We start from the raw sequence: 9,302 nt of genomic DNA on the forward strand, positions 1-9,302 counted from the left end.
GAAACAAGATCCACAAACCCGCGGTTTGCCGGTTATTCCCCGAAGTGACGGCCCCGCTTGGATCAACATAGCAAGGTGTTTTGCCCGCACAAGCGCACTTTCGGGTAATGGAAAAAGGCCACCCGAATGCCGATTCCGTCATTGGTTCGGCAATCTTTTGGCACCGTGACCCGTCCGTCGAATAACCGCACACAATTGGTCCAGCGATTGTGCTCAGGTGTTATGCGCCGCCGCCCCGGGACTCCCCGGTGTACCGCCGATGCGGCCGTTGGAGTGGGCCGTCGGACCTCTTTCGGGTCGCCTGTCCGTCCGTGTTCGACGATGACTTGACAGACAGCGACGAAACAGAGGGTCGCGTCCGGACACTCAGTCGTGTCAGTCGTCCCAGGTGACCAGTCCGAACTTGTGCGCCTGGATCACCGCTTGCACCCGGGTGGCGACGCCGAGCTTGGCCAGGATCCGCTCGACGTGGACTTTCGCCGTGCCGGCGGCGATGCCGAGCTCTTCGGCGAGCTGGGCATTGGTCGATCCCCGAGCCAGACCGCGCAGTACTTCTGTTTCGCGAGGAGTGAGAGATGCCAGTTCGGGTGGCGCCGGACGCGGCGACGTGCGGGCGAACCGGGTCACCAGCCGCCGGGTCACCTGCGGGTCGATCAGCCCTTGCCCGCGGTGCGCGAGGCGGACCGCGTCGACGAACAATTCAGGCGCGCTGTCCTTGAGGACGAAGCCGACAGCTCCGGCCTGCAGGGCACCGAAGAGGTATTCGTCGAGATCGAAGGTGGTCACCGCGACGACCGCCGGTTCCGGTTCGAGTTCGCGCAGGCGTTTGATGGCCCCGATGCCGTCCATTCCGGGCATGCGGATGTCGGTGAGCACCACATCGGGCCGCCGTAGCCGGGCGAGGGCGAGCAGTTCGGTCCCGTCGACCGCGGCACCGATCACCTCGATGTCCGGCTCGCCGGTCAGGAGCAACCGCAGGCCGTCCCTGGCCGCGACCTGGTCGTCGGCGACGATCACCCTGATCACCAGCCACCTCCGTCCAGCGGGATCGTCGCCCGTACCCGCCATCCCCCGCCTTCGCGCGGACCAGCGCTCAGGGTGCCGCCGAGCAGCCGCGACCGCTCGCGCATGCCACGAGTTCCGTTGCCCTCCTTGGACTCCGTGCCGCCTCGGCCGTCGTCGTCCACGGTCACGACCAGCTTCCGGTCGCTCGTTTCGATGCGGATCTCGGCCCGCTGGGCAGACGCGTGCCGGGCTACGTTGCTGAGCGCCTCCTCGATGATCCGGTACACGGCGGCCTGGACGTGCTCCGGCGGAGTCACTGCCCCGAGCTCCCGTACGACCTCCACGGTCAGCGCACCCCGCATACCGCCGACCAGCTTGTCCACATCGGACAGTCCAGGGGCACCGTCCTCGCGGAGGACGTCCACCAGCGCCCGCACCTGGCCGAGCGCCTCCCCGGCCAACCCGGCGATGGTGTCCAGCGCCTCGTCGGCACCGGTTCCCGCCTTGCGGCTGCCCAGGGCCTGCAACCGGATGGCGCTCAACTGGTGGCCGACGAGGTCGTGCACTTCCCTCGCCACCCGGTTCCGCTCACGTTCGCGTGCCCGGGCGGCCTGCAGGCGCAACGCGTACCCGAGGCTCACCGGGAGCACCGCCAGCCCGGCGACGGTGAGCACGTCGGAAGGCGCGATCGGGGCGCCGCGCAGCACCGCCACCACGAGCATCCAGACCGTCGCCGCGACGGCGAGCAGGACGCGATCGCGGCGCAGGTGGTAGGCGGCGGAGAACACCGCGACCAGCGCCGCCCACGGCGAAACCGGCGCGTCCAGCCAAAGCGAAACCAAGGTCACCGCCCCGGTTACCGCCACCGAGACGAGCGGGAACCGTCGGCGCCAGAGCAGCGGGACGCAGGCCGCGAGCGTCCAAAGTGCCACGCTCACCGGCACGGATCGCCCGTCGAGCACGGGAAGGCCGAGCGAGACGACGAGGACACCGGCCGCGATCGAGGCCTCCCGCGCGGCGGAGGGGACGGCACGCCACCAGGCGACCGTGTCGATCGTGCTCATCGTTCCCCCTATGCCGTGCGGCAGATGTGCCACCCGCGCTCGTACTGCCAGCGTGAGGCGGCAACCTAGGGAGGAACGGCGCGAATGACAAATCGAAGGACGTCTTGGCGGTACGGCGCGGTGCTCGCCGCAGGGGTGCTGACGCTGGCCGCGCATACCGCGTCGGCCGCGCCGGAACCCTCGCTGAGCTGGAGTGACTGTGGTGACGGGACGCGGTGCGCGGTGCTCACCGTCCCGGTGAACTGGGCGGATCCCGCGGGGCCTGTCACCGGCATCGACGTCGTGCGCGTCGCGGCGAAGGATCCGAGTCGCAAGACCGGCACCGTGGTGGCCAACCTGGGTGCGGGCAACAGCACCGCCGCCATCGTGGGCCCGAGGCCCCCGTCGATCCAGAGCTGGCTCGACCAGCTGACCGAGCGGCTGGACGTCGTCGTGTTCGACCCCCGCGGCCTCGGCCGGGAAGGTACTCGGATCGACTGTCCCCGGCCGCAGCCGTCGATCCTCGGCCTGGTGCGACAGCAGGACGAGGCCGGATGGCGGACCCATTCCACGGAGAACGCCGCCTACGACGCCGGATGCCGCCAGGCCGCCGGCCCGGCTTTCGCGGGTCTCGACTCCTGGCAGATCGCCCACGATCTGGACGCGCTCCGGGCTGCACTCGGCGAGCCGAAACTGCGGTACTTCGGCAATTCCTACGGCACCACGTACGGGCAGGCGTACGCCGAGCTGTTCGGCACGCGGCTGGAGCGGATGTACCTCGACGGCGTCGCCGACCACACCAGGCCCCGGCTGATCGACTGGCTGTCCGACTACGCGCTCACCCAGGAACAGCAGCTTCTCCGGTTTCGCGACTGGTGCGCGCGGACGCCGTCGTGCGCACTGAACGGCAGCGATGCCGCGAAGGCCTGGGACGACCTCGTCGCGACATCCGACCGACCCGGCGATCTGTTCGCCGGCGCGCTCGTCGGCATGAACCCGCCACGGTGGCCGGATCTCGCCCGCGCCATCGCCAAGGCCCGCGCCGGGGACGCCTCCGACTTCGACACCGTGCTCCAGTACCCGCCGGCCGGGCCGACCGGTTCCGTGCAGGGCGCGACGCTGTGCCACGACTTCATGCCGACATTGCCGGATTACCAGGGGTTTCTCAGGATCGAACGGCGACTGAAGGCCATCGCCCCGCGATTCGGCTGGATCGAGGGCCGCTACGAACTCGGACGCTGCGCAGGCATCCCGGGTGAGCCCGCGTATCCCCCGCACCCGCTTTCCGCACCGGACGCGCCCCCGGTTCTGGTGACGATCGGCGAACTCGACAACAACACCTCCCACCTCGGGGCGGCCCATGTCGCCGGGCAGTTCCCGCGAGCGAGTTCGGTCCGGCACGGCGACGGGCACGCCGCCTACCTGCTGGGCAACACCTGCCTGCGCGCGCTGGGCAACGCGTATCTGATCGACGGCACCCTGCCTCCGCACGGCAGGTTCTGCCCCGGAGAACTGACCCCTTGAGCATTGTTCAGCGGAGGCTGTACTGTTCGGGCTGTGCTGACGTGTGAAACGCAAGGTGCCGCGCTCGCCCGGCTCGGCCGCGCCCTGGGCGACCCGAACCGCTGCAAGATCCTGGTCGCACTGCTCGACGGTGTGAGCTATCCGGGCCAACTGGCCGAACAGCTCCGGCTGAGCCGCTCCAACGTGTCCAACCACCTCGCGTGCCTACGAGGCTGCGGACTGGTCGTCGCCACCTACGAAGGCAGGCAGGTCCGTTACGCGCTGGCGGACGCGCATCTGGCTCGCGCGCTGCGGGAACTGGTTCAGGTCGTGCTCGCCGTCGACACCGAGGAGCCCTGTGTGGACGACGCGCCTGCCGTCGAGGTGATCCGATGAGCGATACCTGCACGGACGGCTGCTGCGCCGTGTCCTCTGTCGACACCGTCGCTCCCGATCGCCGGGCCGTGCTGGCGCGCCGGGTCCGGCTGCTGGTCGCCGCGACCATCACCTACAACGTCATCGAAGCGATCATCGCCCTCACTGCCGGCACGATCGCGTCGTCGACAGCGCTGATCGGCTTCGGTCTGGACTCGGTCATCGAGGTCGCCTCCGCCACCGCTGTCGCGTGGCAGTTCTCGGGCAAGGACCCCGAAGCTCGCGAGCGCACCGCACTGAAGGTCATCGCGGTCTCGTTCTTCGCCCTGGCCGCCTACGTGGCCGTGGAATCCGTGCGGACGCTGTTCGGCGCCGATCCCGCCGAGCACTCGACGGTCGGCATCGTGCTGGCGGCGGTCTCCCTGCTGGTGATGCCGTTCCTCTCGCACGCCCAGCGTCGCGCCGGCCGCGAACTCGGCTCCGCGAGCGCCGTCGCGGACTCCAAACAGACCTTGCTCTGCACCTACCTGTCCGGTGTGCTGCTCGTCGGGTTGCTGCTCAACAGCCTCTTCGGGTGGTATTGGGCCGATCCGCTGGTCGCACTCGTCATCGCCGCCGTCGCGGTCAAGGAAGGCCGCGAAGCCTGGCGCGGCGAGCACTGCTGCTGAAAGGAGCGCCATGACCCGGCCCGCGCGGTGGAACCGGTACTGGGACGGCAAATCCCAGAACTACGACCGGGAGATGCAGTTCCTCGACCGGAAGCTCTTCGGCGATTCCCGGGCATGGGCCTGCGGTCAGGCCACGGGCGACGTCCTCGAGGTCGCCGTCGGCACCGGCCTGAACCTGGCGCTCTATCCCGCGGAAGTCACCCTCACCGGCATCGACCTCAGTGACGGCATGCTGGACATCGCCCGCGAACGAGCCACGACCCTCGGCCACCCGGTGACCCTGCGGCGGGGAAACGCCCACGACCTGCCCTTCGACGCCGAGTCGTTCGACACCGTGGTCTGCACCCTCGGCCTCTGCGCCATCCCGGACGACGGCAAGGCGCTCGCGGAAATGGCCCGCGTCCTCCGTCCGGGTGGACGGCTGATCCTGCTGGACCACGTCGCGAGCACGTCCCGCGTCGTCCGCGGCCTGCAATGGCTCACGGAGAAGGTCACGGTGCCGATGGCGGGCGAACATTTCCTGCGGCGCCCGCTGACCAGGATCGCCGCCCTCGGCCTCACCGTCGAACAGCGCGAGCGGTTCAAACTCGGCCTGGTGGAACGGCTCGTGGCCCGCAAGTGAAGCGTGTCATCCAAATTTCATCGCCGCCGTCGATCCTGGTGCGGTGACCTTCCCCCAGCAGCAAGCCCCGATCTGGCACCAGCATCCCGTCATGCCGCCGAAGAAGACCCCGAATACGGGCCTGATCTTCGGTATCGCGGCCGCCTCGCTCGTCGTCGCCGTCGGCGCGATCGCGGTGACCGTGGCGCTCGCCACCGACGGCGGCGCCCCCGTCCCCGCCGTCGACCCCGATCCCTTCTCGGCGCAGGCCGGTGACTGCATCTCCGCCGACGAGGACGCCGGGAGCAACGGCGCGTTCAGCGGCAGCGCCGTCCGGGTCCACTGTTCGGACAGTGCCGCCAACTACTCGGTGATCGCCCAGCTCGCGTCGGGTACCGGTTCCGACTGCAACTCCGTCCCCGGCTACGAGTACGGGAATCCCGTCGTCTACGACTTCGAGTCGGGGCAGTCCCGGGAACTCTGCGTCATGCCGAGGAACTGACCACTCAGGACAGTGAACCGAGCATCGCCTGCGACTCGATCAGCCCTTCCTCGCTGGGCGCCTGGCCGTCGCCGAACACCCGCTGGTGCTGCTTCGCGCGGATGTCGCGGTGAGCGTCGGCGGGTTTGTCGAAGCCGTAACGCCGCCGTGCCTCCGCCGGGGTCAGGACCTCCTCCGACACCGGCGGGACACCGAGGACGTACGGCGCGATGACCGGCACCGCCGACGGCGCGAGCAGCCGCGCGACGGCCAGTTTCAGCCGCGGGTTGCCGTCGACGAGGCCGTAACCCAGCTTCAGGAACGGCCGGATCAGCAGGTCTACGATCCGCGGTTGGGTGAAGCCGCTCAGCTTCCGCATCCAGCGCGGCATGGTCGCGATCGTCCCGGCACGCAGGAACCAGTTCACGATCCAGAGTGCTGGAGCCTGCCACTTCGGCGCCGGCGGGAGCACGACCTTCGCCGTCAGCAGGTGATCCATCATCTTGCGGGCCGCTTCGCTGACCGCGAGCCGCGGACGCATCCGCTCGAAGTACTCACGGACGCCGTCGCGAGTACGAGGCACGTCCGCCGGATCGCAGGTCTGGAACTCGGCGGCGACGGCGCATTCCTCCCAGTACCGGTTCTCTTCGGCGACGGTGAGCTTGCCGCCGCCGTAGAGCTCGTAGGCCTTGAGCACCGAATGCCAGCCGGTGAGCAGGATCCACAGCTGGGAGTGCGGATCGTTCGCGTCGTAGTGGTTGCCGCTGACCGGCTCGACACCGATCGCCTTGGCATGCACCTTCACCAGGACGTCCGCGGCCTGCGACACCTTCCGGCTGTCGGCGAACGCCACCATCGCGAAGTAGCGGACCGTGCGGTCGTAGCGGGTGCGAGGCCGCGCGTAGTTGGCGCCCGTCTTGTCGACGGCGGCGATCAGGGCGGGGTCGAGTTCCTCCACCACGACGGATCGCTGCAGCCCGGTGACGGCGGCCGTGACGTGGCCCCACACCTTCCAGGTGACCGAACCCGGCCCGAAGAACCCGTAGTCCTGCATCGGTTCCACGCGTGTCATCTTCGACTCCTTCAGGGTTTCATCGCGTAAGCGCCGGACAGGGCGACCACCTGCGACCAGACGCGTTCGAACGCCTCGACGTCGACGACCGGCGCGCGTAGTGCCGAGACCGCCCAGGTTCGCTGCGCATCGGCGCTCCCGCGTTTGCCGTGCAGGGCGACGGCGAGACCGGAGAAGTCCCGGATCAGGACGCCGAACACCGCGCCGAGGACGTCGTCGTCCAGTCCGGTGATCTCCGCCTGTTCGAGGACCAGCTGTCCGTACACGATCAGCGTGAACAGCTCGCCGAAGGCGAGCGTCAGGTCGAGGTCGCCCTGCTGGTCCGCGTCCGGCGGCGCCGTGCGCATGAGTTCGGCGAAGGCCTCGGCCTGCTCGGTGAACCGCGCGACGTTGGGCACCTTCGCGAAACGTCCGTAGGTGGCGCGCCAGTCGTGGAAGCGGATCTTGCCCAGACCGCGCGCGGGCCCCTGCCGGAACAGGAACTCGTCGTCGGCGGCATCGGTGCGCGTCGGGACCGGCGGGTATTCGCGCGGGTCGAACAGATAGGCCGGCATGAACTTGCCGATCAGCGCGAGATTGACCGCGACGGTCCCCTCCAGCTTGGGCAGCCCGGTGACGTCGGTCTTCGCGAGCGGCAGATACCCCTCGACCTCGAACCCCTTCGCCGCGACGATGTCGCCGAGCAGTGCCACGACCTTCTCGGCCTCAGTGGTGACCTTCATCTTGGTGACCGGGTTGTAGAGCAGGTACCGGCGATCCTCGGGACTCGCGGAGCGGAAGTAGTCCACGGCGCGGTCGGAGAAGAGCTTCATCGCGATCAGACGGGCGTACGCGTCGACGAATCCGGTCCGGACGTGCGGGAAGTTCGTGACCGGCGCGCCGTACAGGATCCGGTTGTGCGCGTGCGTGATCGCCTCGTAGAGGGCATGGGTGGACAGTCCGATGCCGCCGAAGCACAGGTTGAACTTGCCGATGTTGACCGTGTTCAGCGCGGCGGAGAACGCGGCCTCGCCGGTCTGCAGGATGTCCTCTTCGGACACCGGGTAGTCGTCGAGGCGGAACTCGGCGACGTACATCTGCGACGGCACGACGTTCTTCACCACGTGGTAGTTCGGGTGCTCGGAGTCCGCGTAGAAGAACACGTACTGGTCCGGGCCTTCGACACCGTCGATGCGGCCGAAGACCGACACGGTCCGCGCGCAGTTTCCGTTGCCGATGTAGTACTTCGAACCGTTCGCGCGGTAACCGCCCTTACCGTCGGGGGTCAGCACGAGGTCCGACGAGTAGATATCGGCGCCATGCTCCTTTTCGGACAGTCCGAACGCGGCCACCCCGCCCGCTTCCAGCGCCTGTGCCGCCCGAGCCCTCGCAGTGGCGTTGTCGCTCTGCCACACCGGACCGAGGCCGAGCACGGTGACCTGCCAGGCGTACCAGTAGCTCAGGCCGTAGAACCCGAGGATCTCCGACATCGCCGCCACTCGCGCGGTGTCCCAACGGCGTCCCGGGTTCCCAGCCGCATCGCGGGCCGGGGTGAGGAAGGTGGAGAAGATCGCCTCGTCGGCGACGAAGTCCAGGAAGTCCTGGTAGAAGGTCTTGGCGTGGTAGTCGGCGACCAGCTTGCGCTTGCCTCGCGACTCGAACCAGTCGATCGTCGCCCGCAGCAGCCGCCTGGTCTCGGCGTCGAACCGTTCCGGGTCGTAGCGGTGCGGGTGCACCAGCAGTTCGCTCGCCTGCCTCGTTCCCACGGCGGTCTCCCGTCTCACAATTACTACTGACGCGTAGCAATATCCTACGCTAGAGTAACTTTGTCCAGGGGTGAAATCGGGAGGGCCGTTGACGACCACGCGGAAGCGCCGCACCTACGCCGCACGCGTCCCCGCCGAACAGCGCCGCACCCAGGTGCTCGACGCGGCGCTGCATCTGGTCGTGACCCAAGGCCACAACGCCACGACCATGGACGCCGTCGCCGAACAGGCCGGAGTGACCAAACCCGTGGTCTACGGCCAGTTCCGCAGCCGGAACGAACTGCTCGCCGCACTCCTCCGGCGCGAGCAGGAGGCCGCGCTCCAGCAGTTATTGGAGGTCTTGCCCGGCAACCCGGGCCGATTCCTCACCGACGACGCCCCCGAGTTCATCGCACGGACCCTCGCCGACTTCCTCGGCGCCGTCCAGAGCACCCCCGACCGCTGGTACTGCGTCGTCATGCCGATGGCCGACATGCCCGCCGAGTTCCACGCCGCCCGTGAGGCCGCCCGCGGTATCGCGCTCGACCGGGCGGAATCCTTGGCGCGCTGGCTCCTCGACGCCATCGACGCCCCGCCGGAACTCGATCCGGAGATCGTCGCCCATACGGTGACCGCGCTCTTCGAGATGGCCGCACGGCTCGTGCTCACCGATCCCGAGCGATACCGGCCCGAGCGGTTCGTCGTCGCGATCCGAGCAGCCATCGGCCTGGTCGGCTAAGCGTCTCCAAAGGAGCCGAAGGGCTCTTGGCGTGTCGAGCTGAACGGCGGCGTGGCGGGGTGTTGCGAAAGCCACTTTCGCAACGTTGAAG

At 68.7% G+C, this 9,302-nt stretch carries 10 protein-coding genes; 6 read left to right on the forward strand and 4 right to left on the reverse strand.

The window, feature by feature from the left end; all coding sequences use genetic code 11:
* Positions 1-375 precede the first annotated feature (375 nt).
* Positions 376-1,026 (reverse strand): response regulator, encoded by a 651-nt coding sequence (locus H5J31_RS09640; protein ID WP_181772137.1) that lies wholly within the window; start codon positions 1,024-1,026, stop codon positions 376-378.
* Positions 1,023-2,069 (reverse strand): sensor histidine kinase, encoded by a 1,047-nt coding sequence (locus H5J31_RS09645; protein WP_181772138.1) that lies wholly within the window; start codon positions 2,067-2,069, stop codon positions 1,023-1,025. The genes H5J31_RS09640 and H5J31_RS09645 overlap by 4 nt, the downstream gene beginning before the upstream one ends.
* 84 nt (positions 2,070-2,153) lie before the next feature.
* On the opposite strand from H5J31_RS09645, the gene H5J31_RS09650 reads away from it, so the two are divergent.
* Genes H5J31_RS09650 through H5J31_RS09670 form a run of 5 tightly spaced genes read left to right on the forward strand, consistent with a single transcriptional unit; the run spans position 2,154 to position 5,697 of the window.
* The gene (locus tag H5J31_RS09650) at positions 2,154-3,572 is read left to right on the forward strand and encodes an alpha/beta hydrolase (protein WP_181772139.1); all 1,419 of its coding nucleotides are present in this window, start codon (positions 2,154-2,156) and stop codon (positions 3,570-3,572) included.
* Between the two features lie 33 nt (positions 3,573-3,605).
* Positions 3,606-3,947: a Cd(II)/Pb(II)-sensing metalloregulatory transcriptional regulator CmtR gene (gene cmtR / locus H5J31_RS09655; protein WP_181772140.1), complete on the forward strand. Its 342-nt coding sequence runs from the start codon at positions 3,606-3,608 to the stop codon at positions 3,945-3,947.
* Positions 3,944-4,594: a cation transporter gene (locus H5J31_RS09660; RefSeq protein WP_181772141.1), complete on the forward strand. Its 651-nt coding sequence runs from the start codon at positions 3,944-3,946 to the stop codon at positions 4,592-4,594. The genes cmtR and H5J31_RS09660 overlap by 4 nt, the downstream gene beginning before the upstream one ends.
* Before the next feature lie 10 nt (positions 4,595-4,604).
* Entirely contained in the window at positions 4,605-5,216 is a 612-nt protein-coding gene (locus H5J31_RS09665; RefSeq protein ID WP_181772142.1) for a class I SAM-dependent methyltransferase, read from the forward strand.
* 43 nt (positions 5,217-5,259) lie between these two features.
* Complete coding sequence (locus H5J31_RS09670; protein WP_181772143.1) at positions 5,260-5,697, forward strand: LppU/SCO3897 family protein; 438 nt, start codon at positions 5,260-5,262, stop codon at positions 5,695-5,697.
* Between the two features lie 4 nt (positions 5,698-5,701).
* Here the strand turns inward: H5J31_RS09670 and H5J31_RS09675 are convergent, their stop codons facing one another.
* Positions 5,702-6,748, reverse strand: a complete 1,047-nt coding sequence (locus tag H5J31_RS09675) for an oxygenase MpaB family protein (RefSeq protein WP_181772144.1) — start codon at positions 6,746-6,748, stop codon at positions 5,702-5,704.
* 11 nt (positions 6,749-6,759) lie between these two features.
* Entirely contained in the window at positions 6,760-8,469 is a 1,710-nt protein-coding gene (locus H5J31_RS09680) for an acyl-CoA dehydrogenase (RefSeq protein ID WP_181772153.1), read from the reverse strand.
* A gap of 112 nt (positions 8,470-8,581) precedes the next feature.
* On the opposite strand from H5J31_RS09680, the gene H5J31_RS09685 reads away from it, so the two are divergent.
* Complete coding sequence (locus H5J31_RS09685; protein WP_181772145.1) at positions 8,582-9,211, forward strand: TetR/AcrR family transcriptional regulator; 630 nt, start codon at positions 8,582-8,584, stop codon at positions 9,209-9,211.
* Positions 9,212-9,302: the final 91 nt, after the last annotated feature.

Origin of the sequence: Amycolatopsis pittospori (assembly GCF_013870525.1) — a bacterium.
Classification (GTDB): domain Bacteria; phylum Actinomycetota; class Actinomycetes; order Mycobacteriales; family Pseudonocardiaceae; genus Amycolatopsis; species Amycolatopsis pittospori.

Bases quoted from the DNA above. Each gene is read 5' to 3' on its own strand.
- H5J31_RS09645 (WP_181772138.1), bottom strand. From the start codon at position 2,069: ATGAGCACGATCGACACGGTCGCCTGGTGGCGTGCCGTCCCCTCCGCC.
- H5J31_RS09650 (WP_181772139.1), top strand. From the start codon at position 2,154: ATGACAAATCGAAGGACGTCTTGGCGGTACGGCGCGGTGCTCGCCGCA.
- H5J31_RS09660 (WP_181772141.1), top strand. From the start codon at position 3,944: ATGAGCGATACCTGCACGGACGGCTGCTGCGCCGTGTCCTCTGTCGAC.
- H5J31_RS09665 (WP_181772142.1), top strand. From the start codon at position 4,605: ATGACCCGGCCCGCGCGGTGGAACCGGTACTGGGACGGCAAATCCCAG.
- H5J31_RS09675 (WP_181772144.1), bottom strand. From the start codon at position 6,748: ATGACACGCGTGGAACCGATGCAGGACTACGGGTTCTTCGGGCCGGGT.